Raw genomic sequence first — 22,267 nt, forward strand, 5'->3', positions numbered from 1 at the left:
CGTTCAGCCGCCTAATCTCTTATCTGATAGTGGTAACCTAGCCATTGCTTGAATTTCTTCACCACATGTAGGCTATGACGAAGCAGATCTCTGTCTGCTCGCTCCATCAGTTTGACGTTGATCTTGTTGCTGCTGTGCTGCTGAGAAAGCCTTTGGGCTAAGCGCCACTTAAAGAATTGCTTGAGTGCTTCACTGAGATTGTCTGCGGTGCTTTGCTCTAATACCTTCTTGCTGACCAACTGCTCAATGCGTTCGAAGGTGTTGTTGACCGTGACACCATGCTCAAGACAAAGCGCTCTCACACCATGCACGATAGGGAAAATACCGCCTTGTTTGATATCGAGCCCTGATTTGGATTTTTTTACATTGCCAAACAGGGTGAGAGGAACCGAGAAGTTCAGAGCAGGGCGGCAGAATTCAGTCAGAATCAATTCCTGTCCGAGCATCAAATCACTGAGGTGTTGTTTTACTGGTTTTAATAACTCTCTGTTACCCGCAACGGCGTGTGCATCCGCCATGATAGCAATATCCATTACAGTGTCTGGCGTGGCTTTTTTTACCCAACGGGTGAGCGTTTGTTTCCACTCTTTTTCTGAATGTACCCATTTCGGGTTGTTGACCATCACATTGCCCGGGCACAGTGGATAGCCCAATTGCTGCAGTGTGTGGGTGAGATCGTTCATGGCACTTTGGCATTGATGCCACTCCAAGCCATCTTGAATTATTAGCGCGTTGTCTTGATCGGTTTTGAGAATTTGTTCTCCACGGCCTTCGGAACCCAACACGATTAGGCAGCAATGATTATGCAGTGCAGGTGGGATCACCAACTCAAAAGCTTTCTCTATGATCTGTTCATTAACCGCAGAAATCAGCTCCATGATAAAGCGTGTGCGAATCCCGTTACTGAGCAAGCTCTCGACCAGCTGACGCTGTTTGTTAGAAGCCATTGCCAATTCTTCAACGCTGGTGGCGCGAGCAATACGCAAAGTAAGAACGTGAGAATGAGTAGAGAATGCACTGAGGATCTGTGTCATATCCACCATACCAACCGCATTTGGACCATCACAAACCATCAACCTTTTTACTCGATTTCTGGTCATGGTGATCATGGCGTTAAACAAGAAGTCCCCTTGATTAACGTGCAGTACCGGGAACGTTGCGATCTTGCCGACGGGCGCATCCAGTGGGAAATTATCGAGCATCACAGCATGCAATAAATTGGTTCGAGTGACGATTCCATACGGTAAGGAACATGATGATCCAAAAGCTTTTGGATCATCATGTTCCAAATGAACGAGCGCTGAGTCCAACCCTCGTTCTTTAAGGGTTTGAGTGACTTGGTTGATAGGTTGGTTCGGTTCAAGTATCAGTGGTGGGTGGTAGATAGAGTCATCCACTTTGGTCAATATGAACTCGGCTAGATTCTGCTGCTGTTGGGCGGCTTCGATCAGTGCTTTACGTGTTGATAGGTTGCTATCAAAGTAGGCGGCGAATTGGCCATTAGCGTGGTAAAGCTCGAGAAAAATATCGGTGGGCAGCAGATAACTTAATGTATCTTCGAGTGCGATGTATTGGTGTTTGGTGTGAGGTTCAAACTGGCTTCGGACATCAAAAATATCGTCATTGGCATAGTGTGCGTAAATCTCGCCATCACTGCTCGCGCGCTCTTCAACAGCCCCTTTGATCAAAATGTGCAGGTGTCGGCTCGGCCTATCGGCTTCCAGTATTACTTCTTGAGAGCGGTAATACACCACGTCTAATGAAGAGCGCAGCTTCAACTGTTCGGTGTCGGACAGGCTATCGAAGGGTGGGTGCTGCATATTAAATTTGTCAGGCATAAGCATCACAAGAAGAAATGGGAGTCTTTAATCAGTCTGACAAAATACCAGCGAAGCTCCAGACGACTTTAGTCTAAATGAGAGTATGGGTATCGATGAGCCTGAGATATCTCGTTGAAATGCGATATCCAAGTAAATTGAATATAGGAATACCATCCCAGTAATAATTCCCTTTTTCATCGTATGCGAGATAGGCATAATTGGTGCTGCCTTTTTCCGCACACTTTATAGGTTATTTATGTTTAGCCCTTCACCCTATGGCTGGATCTCTCAGTATTTTCTTGGTTTCTTTTTTGCGTATGGCGTGTACTTGCCATTTTGGGCGTTGTGGTTTGAAGACCAAGGCGTTTCTGCAGGGGACATTGGCGTATTGATTGGTGTGGGTTTGGCTACGCGTTGTGTTGCCAACTTTGTGATAACACCGCGTATCCATAAAGTTGAGCATTTAATACCAGCATTGCGTTGCCTCAGTTTTGTCGCGCTATTATTTGTTGGTTTCCATTTCTTTACTGGTGGTAGCTTTTTATTGATGTTGCTAGCAACGGTAATGTTCAACCTCTGCTATGGACCGATTATTCCGCTTTCTGATGCAATGGCGAACCATTACAGCCGTCTCAAGATGCTCGATTACGGACGTACACGTTTGTGGGGTTCAGTGGCATTTATTGCTGGTTCAACCGTGGTTGGTTATCTGGTGGCTGAATTTGGCACGGATATGATTTTGTATACTGCGCTGGCAGGAGTTTTGGTTTCTCTGTTGTTCGCGATGAGAAACCCGAACGTAATGCCGGTGACAGAATCAGAGCAAGTCACTGAAAGACCTAAACTTGGTCAACTATTACGTGAATCGTCGGTAGTGAAGTTTCTTGCATTGATGGCACTGCTTCAAGGAAGCCACGCCGCGTATTACAGCTTTAGTGCGATTTATTGGAAAGAGGCGGGTCATTCTGAAGCGATCATCGGTTACTTGTGGAGTTTAGGTGTTCTCGCTGAGGTGGCCGTGTTTGCTTTAAGTAAACGCTTGTTCTCTGGTTGGTCACTGCGCACGCTGTTCGTGGTAGCGGCAATTGGGGTGATGGCTCGTTGGGGTATTACCGCTTCTACCACAGCGATTTTCGCACTGGTTATGGTGCAACTGCTGCATGGTGTGACGTTTGCTATGGCACACATCGCAGCGATTCAATACATCCAATCTGAAGAACAGAACAAGATGGTTGCGCTACAAGCTCTCTATAATGCGATTCCATTGGGTGCATTTATTGCACTGATGACCACCTTAAGTGGTTGGGGATATGAGCTTTGGGGTGCCAATATCTTCTGGGGTATGGCCGCAATGGGAGCACTTGCCTTGTTTATTAAGGTCGATGAAAGAAGCTCAGTGGTTGAGGTTAATCAAACAGCCTCAGCTCAATCTGATGCTCAGAATTAAAGCCTAAAGCACAGAATTTAAGCGATGCGATTGAGTTAAACGCACTTCCCTAGTTAAATGAAACCTCTCCCTTATGGAGAGGTTTTTTTATGGATGAAAAAGGGTTTTTAATGCAAGGATGGATAGTAATTCCAGTCTCTTTAGCCTATTTGGGCGTGTTGTTTTTGATCGCTTGGTATGGAGACAGGCAAGTTCGTTGGCTATCACGCTGGCGTCCATGGATCTATAGCCTTTCTATTGCGGTGTATTGTACCTCTTGGACCTTTTATGGAACGGTCGGGCAGGCGAGCAATAACCCATGGTCCTTCTTGCCCATCTACCTCGCCCCTATTTTAGTTTTCACGTTGGGATGGCGGATCTTAGCTCGGCTGATCCTCATCGCGAAGCGTGAACACATCACCTCTATTGCTGACTTTATCGCGGCTCGTTATGGAAAATCTCAAGGCTTAGCGGTGGCGGTGACCATTATCGCTGTGGTTGGTATTCTTCCCTATATCGCGCTGCAATTGCGCGGTATTACCATGGGCTTAGATATTGTTGCGCCAAACTTAGCCACTGATTTTGGTTATCAGGACTATCACGTCTCTTGGTTTGTGGTCGGTGCATTGGCCATTTTTACGATGTTGTTTGGCACGCGACACATCGATAACACGGAACATCACCGCGGCATGATGATGGCTGTAGCGTTTGAATCCATCGTTAAGCTTGCGGCATTTTTGATTGTTGGCTTGTTCATCATGTACCTGGCGGTGAGCAGTGACAAAATCGACTTACTTGATGTAGCGGCTTCCACCTATGAATCGCCGAATATTCCGACCTTAATTATTCATACCGTTCTTACCATGTTGGCGATTGTCTGTCTGCCGCGCCAATTCCACACCATGGTGGTTGAGAACGAACGTCCTCAAGATTTGCATACGGCTCGCTGGCTTTTTCCGCTTTATCTGATTTTGATGGGACTGTTCGTGCTGCCAATTGCTTGGGCAGGACAAGGGTTGCTCACCGACATGCCAGCTGATACTTACGTTATCAGTGTGCCAATGGCAGAAGGTGCGAATCACATTGCTTTGTTAGCTTTCCTCGGAGGTACTTCGGCAGCGAGTGGCATGGTGATTGTATCGACCATCGCATTAGCGATCATGGTATCGAATGATTTAGTGATGCCATTGCTGCTGCGCCGTATGCGTCTAACCCAAAGAACACATCGACATTTTTCTGGCCTGTTACTGGTGATTCGACGCGGGTTAATTTTGCTGCTGTTACTTGGTGCTTGGTTGTTTTACCAGGCCCTCGATACTATCCATTCATTGTCGGCGATTGGCTTTCTTTCTTTTGCTGCGATTGCTCAGTTCGCTCCTGCATTAATTGGTGGATTGTACTGGCGTCCCGGAAACCGAAAGGGTGTCTATGTCGGTTTGCTTGTCGGTTCGGTGATCTGGCTGATTACCCTGATGAGTCAAACCAGCATGCTAGCGGGCGATAGCGAAAGTAACTTACTGCTGTGGATTATCACGCCGCCAGAACTGCTGAGAAGTTGGGATGTTAGCAGCTCAAACTGGGGCATAGTGCTGAGTATTTTACTCAATACCTTGTGCTATGCAGTGGTCTCAATGACGACCAGACCAAGCCTAAGTGAGCGCTTACAATCGGCAGCATTTGTTGGTACACCACTGCCTGAAAATGAGAATATCAGCCTCTATCAAAACCGTGTGACAGTCGCTGAATTAGAGATGTTGGCATCGCGTTTTGTGGGTCGCAAGCGAGCGAAAAGCGCCTTACATAGCTATTGGCAGCAGCACGGTCAGCCGTTACTTCCTAATCAACAAGCGCCCGCAAGCCTGATTAGACATGCAGAGCGCGTGCTTGCTGGGGTGTTCGGTGCTTCGTCTGCTAAGTTAGTACTCACTTCTGCTTTACAAGGCAGAAACATGCAGCTTGAAGAGGTTGCAACGATCGTTGATGAAGCCTCGGAATTGTACGACTTCAGCCGTGGTTTACTGCAAGGTGCGATTGAACATATTGGCCAAGGTATTGCAGTAATCGACAAACAAATGAGGCTGGTGGCGTGGAATCAACGTTACTTAGAACTGTTTGAGTTCCCTGCTGGCTTGATTCAGGTTGGTCGACCCATCTCAGATGTTATTCGCCATAATGCTGAGCAAGGTTTGTGTGGTCCTGGCGACCCGGAAGATCACGTTCGCCGCCGTGTTTATCACCTTGAACAAGGCACCCGACATACTTCTTCTCGTATTCGTCCTGATGGTCGAGTCATTGAAGTGCAAGGTAACCCGATGCCAAGCGGTGGATTCGTAATGAGCTTTACCGACATCACGGTATTCAGACAAGCAGAGCAAGCGCTAAAAGATGCTAACGAAAGCTTGGAATCGAGAGTGCATGAGCGAACTCAAGAACTCGAGAAGCTTAACCATCGCTTGGTAAAGGCGACGCAAATCTCTGATCAAGAATCACAATCCAAGAGTCGTTTTCTTGCGGCTGTGAGTCACGATTTGATGCAGCCATTAAATGCTGCTCGCTTGTTTGCTTCTTCGCTATCTGAGGTGGCAAAAGAACAAGAGGTCAAACAGCTTTCATCCCACATCGAGAGTGCCCTTGGTGCGGCTGAAGATCTGATTGGTGATTTGTTGGATATCTCGCGCTTGGAATCCGGCAAGTTAGAAACCAACATTCATGCGATTGCCGTGCATGATGTACTAACCAATTTGAATGCGGAATTTAGCGCTTTAGCGATACAACAAAAAATCCAGTTTCAAATGATCCCATCGTCATTGTTCATTCATTCTGACCCTAAATTATTAAGACGCGTGATTCAGAACTTTTTGACCAATGCGTTTCGTTACAACCCGGAAGGGAAAGTGGTACTGGGTGCGAGACGAGTGAATGGTCAGGTTAGAATTGATGTGTGGGATAACGGAACCGGTATCGATGAAGACAAGCAACAAGAGATCTTCGAAGAATTTACTCGTGGTAGCCAAGTGCGTGCTGATCAGGGGTTAGGGCTAGGATTAGCCATCTCCAAAGGTATTGCCCATGTGCTTGGTCATCAAATATCGATGCGCTCATGGCCGGGGCAAGGTAGCGTCTTTTCTATCACCTTGGCTCGGGCGGAAAAAGTGGCTCCGGTTGTGCAAGCTTCGACGCCAATGGCGACCAGTGATATCGAGCACTTGAAAATATTGTGTGTCGATAATGAACGAGAGATTTTAGTCGGTATGGAGAACTTGATTGGTCGTTGGGGTTGTGAGGTTAAGACAGCCGTTGATCTAGTTGAAAGCTTGAAGTGCCTAGATGATGGTTGGCAGCCGGATGTGATTTTCTCTGATTACCGTTTGGATAATGGCCGAACCGGACTTGAAGTCCTGCAGCTGTGTCGTTTACGTCTTGGGGACTCTTTTGAGGGTGTCATTATCAGTGCTGATAGAACCGATGACATGTTGGCAGCGATAAAGGCCAATAGTTTTAGTTTTATAGCCAAGCCAGTGAAACCGCTAAAACTGAGAGCGGTATTGAATCGAGTGAGTTAACTTGAATTAACAGGTTCGGATTAGCACGTTCGGACTTGTGAGCGGATAGTGGAAAGGCCTCGTATGAGGCCTTTTTTGTTTCGGTAAGGAGCGTTAATTCTTGTTCGCTTTTTAACTAACTAGATAACTAGCTAGCTAACCTGCAATACCACCCTGTGTCAGTGTGGTTGGATTGAGCAGTTTGCTGAGTTCTGCTCGGCTAAGATCGGTTTCTCTTTCTGCCACATCAAGAATCGGTAAGCCTTCTTTGTAGGCCTTCTTGGCAATATCTGCTGCTTTTAGGTAGCCAATCACAGGGTTGAGCGCTGTCACCAGAATTGGGTTCTTTGACAGTGCCAAATCGAGATTGTCTTGGCGCACGGTGAAGGTAGCTATCGCTTTATCAGCCAGTGCGACTGAGCTGTTTGCCAACAACTCTATGCTTTCTAGAACGTTATGAGCAATAACCGGCAGCATCACATTCAATTGGAAGTTACCCGATTGGCCAGCAATCGTGATCGTGGTGTCATTACCAATCACTTGCGCAGCTGCCATGGCTGCAGCCTCTGGAATCACAGGGTTGACCTTTCCTGGCATGATAGACGAGCCCGGTTGCAGCGCTTGTAACTCAATTTCCCCTAAGCCAGCCAGCGGGCCTGAGTTCATCCAGCGAAGATCGTTTGAGATCTTGAGGATCGCAACTGCTGCAGTTTTAAGCTGACCAGAAAACGCAACGATCGCGTCTTGGCTGCTGAGGTTAAAAAAGAAGTTTTCACTCGAGGTAAAACTGATCTTTGTTGATTGAGACAGGTTACTTGCAAATTTATCGGCAAAGCGTGGGTCGGCATTGATCCCCGTACCTACCGCTGTGCCACCTTGAGCAAGCGCCTTGATTGCTGGCAAGCTGCTTTCAATGGCTTGCTTAGCGTGTTCAATCTGGAACTTCCAACCACCAAGCTCTTGAGCAAAGGTAATCGGCATCGCATCCATTAGGTGAGTACGACCTGTTTTTACTACCTCAGCAAGCTCTTGCTGTTTAACGGTAAGTGCTGCGGAAAGGTGAGTTAATGCAGGCAACAATTTGTTTTCTGTCATCAAAGCAACGCTTACTTGGATCGCCGTTGGCACGACATCGTTACTGCTTTGACCCATGTTGACGTGATCATTGGGGTTCACGTCGCCTTGCAGGCTTCTTGAAGCGAGTGTCGCAATCACTTCGTTAGCATTCATGTTAGAGCTGGTGCCAGAGCCCGTCTGATAGACATCAATAGGGAATTGCTCGAGGTGTTTACCCTCAATGATCTCTTGGCTGGCTTCGGCAATTGCGTTCGCAATATCACCTTCTAATAAGCCTAATTGAGCGTTGGTATCGGCGGCGGCTTGCTTAATTAACGCCAGTGCTTGAATAAAGCTGGTTGGCATCTTGTGCGAGCTAAACGCGAAGTTATCCGCGGCACGTTGAGTTTGTGCTTGGTATAGCGCATCGGCAGGAACTTTCACTTCGCCCATGCTGTCTTTTTCTATCCGAAATTGTAGGGTCATGTTCTATCCTTGTTAGCCAAGTGGGGCTTGGACTTGTTGTAGTATCTGGCTGATATTCAAAAAACGCGCTTGGCCGTGCGGTTGCTGGCGGTAGTGGCGTTTTAAATAAAATAGTGGCGAGTGAATAGAGTCTAGGCAGATATGACGAAAGGCGAAACTGTGGTCCGGAGACTCAATCGCTTCAATTAAGTGAAAGAAAACTTGGCGCAGGTACAGTTCACACAACAAGATATTTTCTTGAGCGGCATGCTTTTCATAGTAAGCCGACAGCGTGAGTGCGCATTCGATATAGTCTCGAATCACAAACGGTTCGTTACCTTGAACTTGCTCTAATGAAGCAAAGCGATCCTGCGCTTTGTAAAATCTTGAATAGAGAACCTGCTGCTCTTTCATCATCATTTGCATCTCTTTAATGGATGTTAATGATAATTATTATCAAATGAGGGTTTAAAAACAACCCTTTCTTTAGTCTTTTTATAAAATGGCAGGGAAAAAGAAAAAGCCGATACATAAAGTATCGGCTTTCTTGAGTCAGTACCTAATCCCTACAATGTAAGTACTGATTCATTTTCTAAGTGCTTATTATCCTAGTCACTAAGTCGCGAGCTTCTTAGTGGTCGTGAGCTTCACCAGCACCTTTAGGATAACGGATAGATTCAACCATCTCTTGTACATCTTCAGGAACTTCAGCGGTCACTTTGTTTACTGCAATTGATACTACAAAGTTTAGACACATACCTAGCGTACCGATGCCTTCTGGGCTGATACCAAACCACCAATTTTCCGGTGTGCTTGCTGCTGGGTTAATGAACTTGAAGTAGATGATGTAGCTTGCTGTGAAGGCAATACCTGACAACATACCTGCAATAGCGCCTTCCTTGTTCATCTTCTTGTAGAAGATACCTAGGATGATGGCAGGGAAGAAGGATGCTGCGGCTAAGCCGAAGGCAAACGCTACTACCTGAGCTACGAAACCTGGTGGATTAATACCTAAGTAACCAGCACCGACAATCGCGACCATGGCTGCCAAACGAGCGGCTAATAGCTCCTGCTTGTCGGTCATGTTTGGTCTGAAGCCTTTCTTCAACAAGTCATGTGAAATCGACGTTGAGATGACCAATAGTAGACCTGCGGCTGTTGATAGTGCGGCTGCTAGGCCACCGGCTGCAAGTAGTGCTACAACCCAGTTAGGTAGTTTTGCTAGCTCAGGAGAAGCCAGTACGATGATGTCACGGTTAATCTTCATCTCGTTGCGTTCATCGCCCGAGTAGAACATTTTGCCATCGCCGTTCTTATCTTCCCAACCTACTAGGCCAGTGCTTTCCCAGTTTTTATACCAGCTTGGTGCGTCTACTGCTGCGACACCTTGCATGTCAGGACCGTTAATCGTTTCAATCATGTTCACACGAGCGAACGCTGCAACGCCGGGTGCTGTTGTGTATAGCAATGAGATGAACAGTAGTGCCCAACCCGCTGAGATACGAGCATCACGTACTTTTGGTACTGTGAAGAAGCGAATGATTACGTGTGGAAGACCCGCAGTACCGACCATTAGAGCTGCACAGATAAAGAATACATCCACCATGCTCTTGTTACCTTCGGTATAGGCGGTAAATCCGAGCTCTTCGGTTAGGCCATCCAGTTTATCAAGAAGGTAAACATCCGTGCCTGATAGCGTTGAACCCATACCAACTTGTGGAAGTGGGTTACCCGTCATCATGATTGAGGTAAAGATTGCTGGAACAAGGAAGGCGAAAATGAGGACACAGAATTGAGCTACCTGTGTATAAGTGATGCCTTTCATGCCACCAAGCACTGCGTAGAAGAACACAATACCCATACCAATGATGATGCCTAGGTTAATATCAACTTCTAGGAAACGAGAGAATACAACGCCAACACCACGCATCTGGCCTGCAACGTACGTAAATGATACGAAGATTGCACAGAATACCGCTACCATACGTGCTGTTTTCGAGTAGTAACGTTCACCGATGAAATCAGGAACCGTAAACTGACCGAACTTACGTAGGTAAGGTGCTAAACATAGCGCAAGTAGTACGTAACCACCTGTCCAACCCATTAGGTAAACCGCACCGTCGTAGCCAACGAATGAGATGATACCTGCCATTGAGATGAATGATGCTGCCGACATCCAGTCAGCGGCTGTTGCCATGCCGTTTGCTACTGGGTGTACACCGCCGCCAGCAACGTAGAATTCACTAGTTGTTCCAGCGCGAGCCCAGATTGCGATGCCGATATAGACTGCGAAAGTAATACCGACGAGAATAAACGTCCAAGTTTGAATATCCATGTTCTAGCCTCTAGTCTTCCTGTACGTTGTATTTTTTGTCCAGCTTATTCATGCGAACAACGTAAATAAATATCAACGCCACGAAGGTATAAATTGAACCTTGTTGAGCGAACCAAAAACCTAGCTTAAATCCGCCAAATTGAATGGTATTTAGGACATCCACAAATAAGATGCCAGCGCCATAAGACACCACAAACCAGACTGCGAGTAGTGTTCCCATTATTCCCAAGTTTTCCTTCCAGTAGGCTTGAGCATGTTCCGTAGATTCGAACGCCATTGCCTTCTCCTTTAATTCCGTTTTCGTAGAAACCGTTTTGTGAAACCGTTTTTGTAAAATAGCGTGTTAACGTAATGTTACGATTTAGAATGTAGCAAGGATAAGTCAAGGGATCTGTGCAACTTTAGTCGGGACGCTATTAGCGCTAATGTACTGAAATATGGGAGCTAGGAGGCATAATCATAGAAAAACGTGATGTTACAATGATGTTAAATTAGCCAAAGGTCTAACAAAAAGGGATGAATTAGAGTGCGAGTCATAAAATTTAACAACTAAATGACTGAGAAACGGTATTTAGTCCTGCCTATGACACGAAGCGAAACATAAGTTTGTTATAGTCACTACGGTACTTTCACCGACCGTGCCTTGCTAAACGGCAGAAGATCAACAAGCTAGTGGCAAAAGATCAACAGGCTTAAAGCTCGAGTTTTATTCTTTGGGGGAACGAATTGGACGCAATAACCATTAATCACTTATTTTTAACTGGTGCGGTACTCATCGCCATCAGTGTACTTTTCTCACAAGTGTCCTCTCGATTGGGCGTTCCGATTCTTTTAATCTTTTTGTTCGTTGGTATGTTGGCGGGCGAAGATGGACCCGGTAATATTCATTTCGATGATTACTCACTGACCTACTTGGTGAGTAACCTTGCGCTTGCCGTGATTCTGTTGGATGGCGGTATGCGAACCAAGGTGGCGAGCTTCAAGGTCGCTTTCTGGCCTTCGCTCTCGCTGGCGACGATAGGTGTCGCATGTACAGCAACCTTAACCGGATTAATGGCGGCTTGGCTGTTTGACTTGTCATTAATGCAGGGCATCTTGGTTGGGGCGATTGTTGGTTCAACCGATGCGGCAGCGGTATTCTCTTTGCTGAAAGGGCAGAGTCTCAATGAGCGTGTAGGTTCAACTCTAGAGATCGAATCGGGCACTAACGACCCAATGGCGGTTTTCCTGACGGTGACCTTAATTGCGCTGTTAGGTAACCCTGACGCTGAGATGGGAATGAACTTCCTACTGCAAAGTTTTGCGATGCAGTTTGGTATCGGTACTCTTGTTGGTATTGGCGGCGGCTGGGTTCTATGGAGCTTAATCAATCGAGTACAATTGGCTGATGGCCTTTATTCCATTCTGGTACTCAGTGGGGGCGTGGCTCTGTTTGCGTTCTCTAACATGCTTGGCGGCAGCGGCATATTATCGATTTACCTAGTCGGTCTGTTCATTGGTAATCGTCCAACGCGTTCTCGACACTCTATTCTTAATGTTCTTGATGGTATGACGTGGCTAAGTCAGATCGTGATGTTCTTGGTGTTGGGTTTATTGGTGACACCATCAACCTTAATGGACATTGCACTTCCTGCGTTAGCACTGGCTTTCGGTATGATTTTGTTTGCTCGTCCAGTGTCGGTTTGGTTGGGTTTGCTGCCGTTCAGAAGCTTTACCACCAAGGAGCGATGGTTTGTCTCTTGGGTCGGTTTACGTGGTGCAGTTCCGATCATTTTGGCGGTTTTCCCGATGATGGCTGGTCTGCCAAATGCTCAGCTGTATTTCAATATCGCCTTCTTCGTGGTTATGGTTTCGTTGATTGTTCAAGGCGGCAGCTTAATGAAAGTCGCAAGACTCGCTAAAGTGACTCTACCGCCAACGCCAACACCGATTTCTCGCACCGGTATCGAGATTTATCCGACCAGTGAATGGGAGATGTTTGTCTACAAGCTGAAAGAGGAAAAGTGGTGTGTCGGTGAACCGCTCAAGCGTTTATCGATGCCTGAAGGGACGCGCATCACCGCACTGTTTCGACAAGATGCCTTGCTTCACCCATCGGGCAGTACCATATTAGAGGCGAACGATATTCTCTGTGTACTTGGTCAAGATAAAGACCTAGGTAGCCTAAGTGAGCTCTTCAGTGAGGCACCTTTGGCAGAAGAAGCCGCTCGATTCTTTGGTGACTTCTTCTTAGATGTTGGGTTATCGGTCGCTGCGGTAAGCGATTGTTATGGTATTGAACTTGGCTCGGAAGAAGAGCGAGAAATGACGCTAAAACAATTGGTTGATCAAGAGCTTGGGGTACACCCCGTCTTAGGCGACAGCTTCGAGTGGCATGACATCACTTGGGTGGTTGCAGAGATAGATGATCACAAAGTCGTCAAGCTGGGTTTATGTTTGCCTAAGACGACTTTAGAAGAGGATGTAAACGAAGCTTAGTTGTGGATTTCTTGTAGCAAGATAACTGCTTGAGTTCGGTTTTTCACATCCAGTTTACGGAAGATGGCTGTCATATGCGCCTTGATGGTCGCTTCCGAAACATTCAATTCATACGCGATTTGCTTGTTCAGCAGGCCGTCCGATAGCATTCCTAACACTTTGTATTGTTGAGGCGTCAATGTGGAAAGCTTTTCCGCAAGGTCGCTACAGGCTGCATTGTTGGTGATCAGCCCTTCAGGGAAGAACGGGTCGCCATTCAGCACTTGATTGAGTGCGCTGACCAATTCACGCATATCACTCGACTTAGGAATAAAGCCAAAGGCACCGTGGCTCTTCACCTGAGTGACAACGCTGGCATCCTCGCTGGCAGAGATCACCACAATTGGTAAATCTGGGTATTCAGCACGCAGTTGAATTAGGCCAGACATCCCGTTTGCTCCCGGCATTTTAAGGTCGAGAAGCAACAGGTCTGGTTCATCTTCTTTTTTTAGCAGAGTCAGTAAGGCATCGAGGGAATCAGCCTCAAGCAGGTTCGCACCACTGATCGCCATATGAACTGACTGAAACAGGGCGTTGCGAAAAAGAGGATGGTCATCAGCAATGATGATGGTATAGGTCGAGTCCATGACGTTCATACTTTTAACAATTTAGTTAATATTTATTATCATCCTGATTGAGTATGTGGACAATATTTATGCATTAAAAGTCTGAACCATATCGACTTTTATCCCCGGAATAAGAAAGCGTTACTCTGAATAGCAAAAAAGCCGCACTGCCATCTCGTTACTGAGGGGCGGTGCGGCTTTCGTTTAGGCGGATATTTCGGTGAATATTGCCGTTATAGCTGGTGGTCTTGCATGTGTTTCAAGAATACATCGGCAGCCATAAAACCCGTTACACGAGCATTTGGAACATGGTTACCCTCGCCATCCCAGAACTCTATGGTTGGTAAACCGAGTACCTGTAATTGTTTAAGTAGCTCAATGTCTTGAGGCATGTTTCTCGTTACGTCAGCCTGAAGCAGGACGAAATCAGAAAGCTTGTTCTCAACATCAGCTTGGTGGAAGGTGTACTTCTCAAACTCTTTACAGGCCACACACCAATCAGCGTAGAAGTCGAGCATCACTGGCTTGCCGAGTTTCTTCGCTTCGATGAGCTGGATTTCTAACTCTTCAACCGTGTTGACGCGGGCAAATTGGATTTGCTGTTCAACCACCACGCTCTTTTCTGCGAACCAGTAATTGAGTGCCGGTTGCGCTGAAGCGAACAGACCGAGCATCGCGATGATACCCACTGCGCTCTGTTTCCAGCCGCCGAATGGCAGTGCATTCTTGCTGTGGTAAAGCCAACCAAAGGCGATGAAGCCTAATCCAGACCAAAGCACGGTTGCCCATAATTCAGGAATAATTCGCTCTAGCAGGAAGATAGGCGCTGCCAGCAAGATAAAGCCGAATACGATCTTCACCTTGTCCATCCAGCTGCCTGCTTTTGGCAGCAGCTTATTACCAAATACCGCAACTAAGATCAGCGGGATACCCATACCCATCGCTAACGCATACAGAGCAATCGCACCCGTTAATAGGTCACCACTTTGAGCGACATACAGCAGCGCACCTGACAGTGGCGCGGTGGTACAAGGTGAACACACCAAGCCCGAGATAGCGCCCATCGCGAACACGCCCAAGGTATTGCCACCTTGTTGTTTGTTGCTTTGATTGTTGAGCCAGGTTTGGATACTGCTTGGTAGTTGTAGGTTATAAACGCCGAACATCGACATCGCCAACGTCACGAACAGAACACTCAGTGCGATCAGTACGTAAGGGTGTTGCATGGCCGCTTGGAACTGCATGCCTGCTGAAGCAACCACTAAGCCTAATAAGGTGTAGGTTAACGCCATGCCTTGCACATAAATGAACGACAGCATTAACGCGCGGCCTTGGCTGAGCTTGCCGCCACCCAATACGATACCCGTCAGAATCGGATACATAGGCAGAACACACGGCGTAAAGGCTAAGCCAACACCGAGTGCTAAGAATAATAATGGAGTCCACCAACTGTCACCGAGCTTATCGGCTAAGCCTGCTTCTTTTGAAACGGGAGCATTGGTTTGTTGAGTGGTATTACTTGCTGTGTCAGCTGTAGGAGAAGAGGGTTGTACTGAATTGTCCGCTTCACCAGCTGCAGTAGATGAACCTTGTGAGGCACCGCTGTTTTGCACATCACTGCTTTTTATATCCCCAGGATTCGTCGCAGTAAACGGTTCAATGTCGATTACTCGAGTTTCTGGTGGGTAGCAGAAACCAGCATCTGCACAACCTTGATACTTAACGATCAGCTGTGAGCCATCTTGGTAGCTCTGTAGCGGAACTTGCACGAATAACGGCTGAGTATAAATGCTCACCTCACCGAAGAATTCATCTTGGTGTGGTTGGCCATCTTCCATTTCAACATTGCCGATAGCGAGATTTTGGCCAGTGAACGAGAGGCTATGTTGATAGAGGTAGTAGCCTTCTTTTACTTGCCAGTCGAGAAGGACCTTGCCGTCTTGCTGGTAGTAATTGAAAGGGAAAGCTTGGTCTACAGGGACAAAACCGTTGTTATTGCCTCCGAAGCTTGGCTCGGCGTTGTCGTTTCCAAAAAGCGCCCACGCAGGCTGGGTGAACAAGGAAACACAAACAAAAAGTAATGTGGCAAGTCGTCGCATACTATTTAGTCATCAAAATGGAGTTGAAGGTATCTTAACTCAATCAGACCGTAATAGTTTGTGATTAGTTTCATCGACCAGCAAATATCCGCTAGGGCGGGTGAGCCACTTTCTTAGGCAATCGAGAGAGGGTTAGCAGCGCAACTGCAGTGAACTGCCCTTGCCAATAAGACATTTAGGCAACACCCAAGCGTGCTCTTACTACTTGTTCGCAAGCATCAATGTTCATCGTGTCTTTCGGGATAATTAGCACGGTGTCATTGCCGCCAACCGTACCGATAATCTCGGTATGTGGGTCGATATCGACTAATCTTGCGACCAACTGTGCGCAACCAGGGTTTGTTTTTACGATCACCATCGCTTGGTTGTGAGTAATTAATTCGATTTGTGATGAGATTGAGGCATCGACACGCACAGGTGCGCTTTCAACCGTGATGCAGTAAACCTTTTTACCACAGGCATTCTGAATTTTGACAACGCCAAGCTGTGACAAAATGCGAGAGACAGTCGATTGGCTGATACCTGTATAGCCAATGTCGACGAGTTTCTCGCGCAGTTGATTCTGGGTCGAGAAGCTTTGTTGTTGTAGTAAGCGTTTGCACGCGGCAGTCAGTGTTTTATCTTCAGCTGAATACAAGCAACCGTGCTCAGTGATTTGGTTCATGAACAACTCCTTAGGGTCAACGTGTTGATATCGCTTGTCCATAGCGCAGAACGCACTCCCAAAGCCGTAGAGTACGATTGTTAATTAGGGCTTACCGATGAACCCCGAAATAAGAGGGAGGGTATGCGAGATGTATGATCATCTATTCATTGAGTCTAACACTAAAGGATAGTTATCTTTTTGAAGGTGATCACCAAACAAAATTCTGGTTAATTGCTTTTATTGCGGAGTTTTATTCTTTGGTTAAATGGATATTTATTCCGTGTTGGGAATAAATATCCATAAACTATAAAGGGTTTTTGTTGCGGAGGTAATAGCGCTAAGGGTTAGCGAATTTCACTCATGATCTCGCGAGAGAATACTTTTTCACAGTAGTGACATTTTAGTTGTACGTTTTCGTGTTTTAGCTGCACTTTAAAGCTACTTTCTACAGGTTCACCGTGCGAAATACAGTTGCTATTTGGGCAGGCGAACACACTGTTGATTTGTTCTGGCAGCACAAGTGTTAGCTTGTTGACCACTTTGTACTCTTCAATCTGATTCACTGTCGCTTGTGGAGCGTATAGAGCCAATTGGTTGGCTTGTTCCTTGGTCAGAAAGATGTTCTCAATCTTGATCAGATCTTTATGACCAAGCGCAGATGATGGCAGATTCAATCCCATGGTGATGCGTTGTTCTGTTTTATGCAGCTTGAACAGTTTGAGAATTTTAATCCCAAGATGAGCAGGGATGTGGTCAATGACGCTGCCATTACGGATCGCTTCTACTTGTAGCTGAGTTTGTTTAACCATGACTGTATCTCCTGCTTATAAAGTGTCATTTAGAACTAGGGCTAATAAAGCTTCACGTGCATACACACCGTTTTCGGCTTGTTCGAAGTAGTAAGCGTGTGGCGTTTTATCGACGTCGGTGGTGATTTCGTCGACGCGTGGCAGTGGGTGAAGTACCTTCATGTTTTGGCGAGCGTCTTTCAGCGTATCGGCCGTCAGAATGTAAGCCGATTTCATGTGTGCGTATTCTGACGCATCAAAGCGCTCTTTCTGTACGCGAGTCATGTACAGCACATCCAGTTCAGGCACCACTTCTTCAATGCTGCTGTGGGTGCTGTATTGGATACCCATCTCTTCCAGTTCTTCACAGATGTAATCTGGCATCTCTAACACTTCTGGCGCGATAAAGAAGAAACGCACGTTATTAAATTTTGATAGTGCTTGCGTCAATGAGTGCACGGTGCGGCCATATTTTAGGTCGCCAACAAATGCCACATTGAGGTTGTCGAGTGTGCCTTGCGTTTCGTAAATCGAGAATAGATCCAACAAGGTCTGCGTTGGGTGTTGGTTCGCACCGTCGCCACCATTCACAATTGGCACACCGTTAGAAAATTCAGAGGCTAAACGTGCTGCGCCTTCTTGTGGGTGACGCATCACAAAGGCATCAACGTAAGAAGAAATGACCTGCACCGAATCGGCAAGTGTTTCGCCTTTCTTAGCCAGCGATGTGTTTCCGCCATTATCAAAACCGATGACGGTGCCGCCAAGACGCTGAACCGCGGTTTCAAATGAAAGGCGAGTTCGAGTTGAAGGTTCAAAGAAGCAGCTCGCGACAACCTTATTTTTCAGCAGCTCTGGATTTGGCTCTGCTTTGAGTCTTGCGGCAGTATCGACGATAAGCTCCAGTTCATCACGAGAGAGCTCTGGAATGGAGATGATGTGCTTGTTAAATAACGAATGCGCCATAACGGGTCTTCCTTTTTCTATGCATACAGTCAAATTGCGGACAAAAAAAAGCCCCCTAAAAATAGGAGGCTTCGAAACGATCAATAGAGCAAAATAAAAATGACACCAACGCCACTCTAAGGCGTATTGGTTGACAATCATGTGCGACAAAATTGCGGTTCATTTTTTGCTCTCTTAAGACAAATTGCGGAGGATTATACTCAGATAAAAAGGTCATGCAATACTTTCTGTAAAGTATTCATTTAATGGATTTTTATGCGAAATAACGTCCGTTTTAAGCTTCCACTTAAGCCTTTGTTGGAACTGAGAATCTCAGGCTTTTTTAAGTGATAATCTATTCAACTACATGAAAAAAAATGCGAGCTTTATCCAAGGTCAAAATCCCAAGAACGCCACCCGCATTTCCCTGTCATTGCACATAACTTATTAACGTCTTGCGAACAAGTGAGTGCTTAGCTTCTTAATTTTTAACGTCTTAACTGGTTAGTTTCTTAGGTAATTAGCTGCCTAATGTCGCAACCATGACTGCTTTGATGGTGTGCATGCGGTTTTCTGCTTCATCGAACACGATAGAGAATTCAGACTCGACCACTTCATCTGTCACTTCTACGCCATCTTTAAGCTGCGGATATTCAGCAGCAAGCTGTTTGCCTACTGTGGTATCTTCGCCGTGGAAAGCCGGTAGGCAGTGCATGAACTTCACATGTGGGTTGCCTGTTGCCTTGATCATGTCCATGTTGACTTGGTAAGGCATCATTAGGTTAATACGCTCAGCCCATGCTTCTTTTGCTTCGCCCATTGATACCCAAACATCGGTGTATAGGAAGTCACAACCTTGCACGCCTTCTTGAACATCTTCTGTTAGCGTGATTTTGCCGCCCGTGTGTTCTGCGATTTCACGACATTGAGCCAATAGCTCTTCTTGTGGCCAGAATTGTTTTGGAGCAACAAGGCGAATGTCCATGCCCATTTTCGCAGCGCCAACCATCAGAGAGTTACCCATGTTGTTGCGAGCATCACCTAGGTAAGCAAAGCTGATTTCATGCAATTGTTTACCACGGCCGTATTCCGTCATGGTTAGGAAGTCAGCAAGGATCTGTGTTGGGTGGAATTCGTCAGTCAGACCATTCCATACCGGTACACCTGCGTAAGCGCCTAGCTCTTCAACGATTTCTTGACCGAAGCCGCGGTATTCAATGCCATCGTACATACGGCCAAGAACGCGAGCGGTATCTTTCATTGATTCTTTGTGGCCAATTTGAGAGCCAGATGGGCCTAAGTAAGACACTCGAGCACCTTGGTCGAATGCGGCAACTTCAAATGCACAGCGAGTACGAGTTGATGTTTTCTCAAAGATAAGCGCAATGTTTTTGCCAGTCAGTGTTGGCTGTTCGTAACCGTTGTACTTCGCTTTTTTTAGCTCCATAGAAAGATCTAACAAGTGTTGAATTTCGCGTGGAGTGAAATCTAGTAGTTTTAGGAAGTTACGATTGCGTAGGTTAAAAGCCATGATGTATTCCTTCTTAGATTTAGGCGCTTTCTTGTTACAGGGAAAGAAAATTCAAGAAAGCGCGATTCAATTTTTTAGTTAAATTTGTTCGGTTCTGTTTGTTTCGTTTAATTCTGTTTTCGCAAGCTTTAAAAGCTCTTAAGGTTTCAGCTTCTTAAGCTTTAAGGTTCTCAAGCTTTAAGTTTTTCAAGATGATAAAGCTCGCTAGTGCGTTAACCTTTGGTGATATTGGTGCCCGCTTGGCCTTGCAGGATTTGCAAACCATCTTCGAGTGCACCGATACCCACTACTTTTCCGCCTTGCTGAATGAATTCGCACGATGCTTCAATTTTTGGCCCCATTGAGCCTGCATCAAATGTAAACTTCGCCAATTCGCTTGGTGTGGTGCTGCGCAGTGCATGTTGAGTTGGTTTGCCCCAATCAAGGTACACAGCTTCAGCATCGGTCAAAATAAGCAGCGCATCCGCATCCAGTTGTTTCGCTAAGAAAGCCGCTGACATGTCTTTGTCGATAACCGCTTCAACACCCACTAATTTGCCATTCTCTTTTTTCACTGGGATGCCACCACCGCCAGTACAAATCACTAGGTGGCCTGCATCGATAAGTTGGGTGATCGCTTCGTGCTCAACAATGCCGGTAGGGCGTGGACTTGGTACCACGCGACGGAAATGTTGGCCGTCAGGTTTTACTATCCAGTGGAATTTCTCCGCCAACTCACGCGCTTCTGCTTCTTCGTAGATCGGGCCAATCGGCTTCGTTGGATCCGCAAATGCTGGATCGTTTGGATCAACCGTCATTTGCGTCAACATGCACGAGATGTTGCGGTCAGGCAGGTAGTTCTTGAACTCTTGCATCAGCATGTAGCCGATCATGCCTTGAGTTTCACTGCCCAATACATCCAGCGGATACGGGTTTACTTTTTTGTATTCCAAACCTTGCAGAGCAAGTAGGCCAACTTGTGGGCCATTACCGTGTACTAGAACCACGTTGTACACTTTCGCGATTTCAGAGATGGTTTTAACCGCGGTTTCAATATTACGGCGTTGAACATCGGCTTCTAACGGCTCACCGCGACGAAGTAGGGCGTTACCGCCGAGTGCAACAACAACAGTTTGCTTGGTCATAATTGTGTTCTCTCATTCTGGCCAAGCTGAGATTATTTAAGATCGTTCAACTTGGCCGTTTTCGTCTTAGTGATTAGATACCATCACGCTCAATTGGGCAGCTCATGCAGCGTGCGCCACCGCGACCGCGACCAAGTTCGTCTCCTGGAATCGGAAGAACCGTGATGCCTGCTTTGTCGTATTTTTCGTTGGTGTAGGTGTTGCCTTCGTAGCCAATAACGACGCCAGGTTTAACCGTTAGCACGTTGTTTGCATCGTTCCACTGTTCACGTTCTGCATGGAAGTTGTCGCCACCGGTTGTGATTAGGTTTAGCTTGTCTACGCCAAGTGCTTTTTCGATAGCCGTTACGAAGTAGCCTTCTTCTTTCACTTTTACAGCGCCAGACTCATCGCCAGTTAGGTTCCAGCACTGCACGTCTTTACTTACCACTTCAGGGTAAACAGAGAACGTATCTTCGTTCATGTGAGTCATTACTGTGTCTAAGTGCATGCAAGAACGGTGTTTTGGTAGCTGCATTGCGATAACTTGTGTCGCTTGACCGTGTTTGAATAGGCTAGATGCTAAGTGTTCAACACCTTGTGCTGTTGTACGTTCAGACATACCGATAAGAACCGCGCCACGACCAAGTACAAGAACGTCACCACCTTCAATCGTAGAGTTGTCGTAATTGATTTTTTCTTCATCGCCGAAGTATTTAATGAAGTCTTGGCCTGCGAATGTTGGGTGCCAGCGGTAAATAGCACGAACGTGGTTTGTTTCACGTTGACGAGCTGGTTTCGCCATTGGGTTGATAGATACACCGCCGTATACCCAGCAAGATGTGTCGCGAGTAAATAGGTGGTTTGGTAGTGGCTCGATAATGAAGTCGGTTGGTGCGTGCATGCCTTGCATCATTGAAGATGATTTCATTGGCATCTCAGCGTAAGACAAACCGCCTGTTAGGATTTTTGCTAGCTCTAGGTTTGGTAAGTCGCCCAAGTAGCAGCGCACATCATTGGCGAATGTTTTACCCAAACGGTAATCAGATACTTGGCAGCTTAGTAGCCAATCTTTCGCTTCTGGCACGGCTAGTGTGTCGGCTAGCAAGTCAGTAAGAAGAAGAACCTCAACACCTTGATCACGTAGCGTTTGAGTAAATGCGTCATGCTCTTTACCTGCACGCTCAACAGCCAGTACGTCATCAAATAGCAAATCGTGACAGTTAGAGGGTGTTAGGTGAGTCAGTGCGCGTCTTGGGCGGTGAACTAGAACGCGGCGTAATTGACCTATTTCAGAACCTACATATACCCAATCAACTTGAAGATGCAGGCTTAAACACCTGAAAATTGTCATTGATTCGAGACGTCAACGAACCTGCAATCTCTGGAAGAGTTACAGTAAAAAATTGGTCTATGGCTTCCTTGAAG

Annotated in this window: 16 protein-coding genes and 1 pseudogene; 3 read left to right on the forward strand and 14 right to left on the reverse strand. The window is 46.5% G+C overall.

The features are described 5' to 3' along the window. Positions 1-11: 11 nt before the first annotated feature. Positions 12-1,844 carry a DUF294 nucleotidyltransferase-like domain-containing protein gene (locus H5300_RS10795; RefSeq protein WP_182795969.1) on the reverse strand — a complete coding sequence of 611 codons (1,833 nt, stop codon included), beginning with the start codon at positions 1,842-1,844 and terminating at the stop codon, positions 12-14. 232 nt (positions 1,845-2,076) lie between these two features. Here H5300_RS10795 and H5300_RS10800 point away from each other — a divergent pair, with 232 nt between their 5' ends. Then, positions 2,077-3,267: a 3-phenylpropionate MFS transporter gene (locus tag H5300_RS10800; RefSeq protein ID WP_182795963.1), complete on the forward strand. Its 1,191-nt coding sequence runs from the start codon at positions 2,077-2,079 to the stop codon at positions 3,265-3,267. A gap of 110 nt (positions 3,268-3,377) precedes the next feature. Next, positions 3,378-6,809 carry a PAS domain-containing hybrid sensor histidine kinase/response regulator gene (locus H5300_RS10805; RefSeq protein ID WP_259397677.1) on the forward strand — a complete coding sequence of 1,144 codons (3,432 nt, stop codon included), beginning with the start codon at positions 3,378-3,380 and terminating at the stop codon, positions 6,807-6,809. A 135-nt stretch (positions 6,810-6,944) separates the two neighbouring features. On the opposite strand, the gene H5300_RS10810 is transcribed toward H5300_RS10805, so the two are convergent. The 4 genes from H5300_RS10810 to H5300_RS10825 all read right to left on the reverse strand — a co-directional run bounded on the left by H5300_RS10810 (position 6,945) and on the right by H5300_RS10825 (position 10,921). Next, complete coding sequence (locus H5300_RS10810) at positions 6,945-8,330, reverse strand: lyase family protein (RefSeq protein WP_182795965.1); 1,386 nt, start codon at positions 8,328-8,330, stop codon at positions 6,945-6,947. A 12-nt stretch (positions 8,331-8,342) separates the two neighbouring features. Then, entirely contained in the window at positions 8,343-8,729 is a 387-nt protein-coding gene (locus H5300_RS10815) for a hypothetical protein (protein ID WP_102445196.1), read from the reverse strand. Positions 8,730-8,940: 211 nt separating this feature from the next. Next, positions 8,941-10,644: a sodium:solute symporter family protein gene (locus tag H5300_RS10820; RefSeq protein ID WP_004729727.1), complete on the reverse strand. Its 1,704-nt coding sequence runs from the start codon at positions 10,642-10,644 to the stop codon at positions 8,941-8,943. A 10-nt stretch (positions 10,645-10,654) separates the two neighbouring features. Continuing rightward, positions 10,655-10,921: a DUF4212 domain-containing protein gene (locus H5300_RS10825; RefSeq protein WP_009844701.1), complete on the reverse strand. Its 267-nt coding sequence runs from the start codon at positions 10,919-10,921 to the stop codon at positions 10,655-10,657. 449 nt (positions 10,922-11,370) lie between these two features. Here H5300_RS10825 and H5300_RS10830 point away from each other — a divergent pair, with 449 nt between their 5' ends. Beyond that, positions 11,371-13,122 (forward strand): potassium/proton antiporter, encoded by a 1,752-nt coding sequence (locus H5300_RS10830; protein WP_182795966.1) that lies wholly within the window; start codon positions 11,371-11,373, stop codon positions 13,120-13,122. Here the strand turns inward: H5300_RS10830 and H5300_RS10835 are convergent. The 9 genes and pseudogenes from H5300_RS10835 to H5300_RS10875 form a co-directional block, all read right to left on the reverse strand. After that, positions 13,119-13,748, reverse strand: a complete 630-nt coding sequence (locus H5300_RS10835; RefSeq protein ID WP_004729724.1) for a response regulator transcription factor — start codon at positions 13,746-13,748, stop codon at positions 13,119-13,121. The genes H5300_RS10830 and H5300_RS10835 overlap by 4 nt on opposite strands. 212 nt (positions 13,749-13,960) lie before the next feature. Then, positions 13,961-15,826, reverse strand: coding sequence for a protein-disulfide reductase DsbD (locus tag H5300_RS10840; RefSeq protein WP_182795967.1), 1,866 nt, complete (start codon positions 15,824-15,826; stop codon positions 13,961-13,963). Between the two features lie 175 nt (positions 15,827-16,001). Beyond that, positions 16,002-16,490 carry an arginine repressor gene (locus tag H5300_RS10845; RefSeq protein ID WP_004729722.1) on the reverse strand — a complete coding sequence of 163 codons (489 nt, stop codon included), beginning with the start codon at positions 16,488-16,490 and terminating at the stop codon, positions 16,002-16,004. A gap of 326 nt (positions 16,491-16,816) precedes the next feature. Next, a complete protein-coding gene (pyrI, locus tag H5300_RS10850; protein ID WP_017091570.1) occupies positions 16,817-17,281 on the reverse strand; it encodes an aspartate carbamoyltransferase regulatory subunit in 465 nt (154 codons plus the stop codon). Positions 17,282-17,296: 15 nt separating this feature from the next. Next, positions 17,297-18,226 (reverse strand): aspartate carbamoyltransferase, encoded by a 930-nt coding sequence (gene pyrB / locus H5300_RS10855; RefSeq protein ID WP_017083816.1) that lies wholly within the window; start codon positions 18,224-18,226, stop codon positions 17,297-17,299. Positions 18,227-18,725: 499 nt separating this feature from the next. Then, complete coding sequence (locus H5300_RS10860) at positions 18,726-19,736, reverse strand: ornithine carbamoyltransferase (RefSeq protein WP_017094773.1); 1,011 nt, start codon at positions 19,734-19,736, stop codon at positions 18,726-18,728. A gap of 212 nt (positions 19,737-19,948) precedes the next feature. Beyond that, on the reverse strand, positions 19,949-20,860 hold the full coding sequence (gene arcC, locus H5300_RS10865; RefSeq protein ID WP_004729718.1) for a carbamate kinase: 912 nt from the start codon (positions 20,858-20,860) through the stop codon (positions 19,949-19,951). Positions 20,861-20,933: 73 nt separating this feature from the next. Continuing rightward, entirely contained in the window at positions 20,934-22,193 is a 1,260-nt protein-coding gene (arcA, locus tag H5300_RS10870) for an arginine deiminase (RefSeq protein WP_182795968.1), read from the reverse strand. Next, positions 22,153-22,267 (reverse strand): annotated as a pseudogene (locus H5300_RS10875) (IS630 family transposase); the annotation flags it as partial. The pseudogene H5300_RS10875 and the gene arcA, both read right to left, overlap by 41 nt.

This window comes from Vibrio sp. SG41-7 (assembly GCF_014164465.1).
In the GTDB taxonomy this organism is placed as follows: domain Bacteria; phylum Pseudomonadota; class Gammaproteobacteria; order Enterobacterales; family Vibrionaceae; genus Vibrio; species Vibrio splendidus.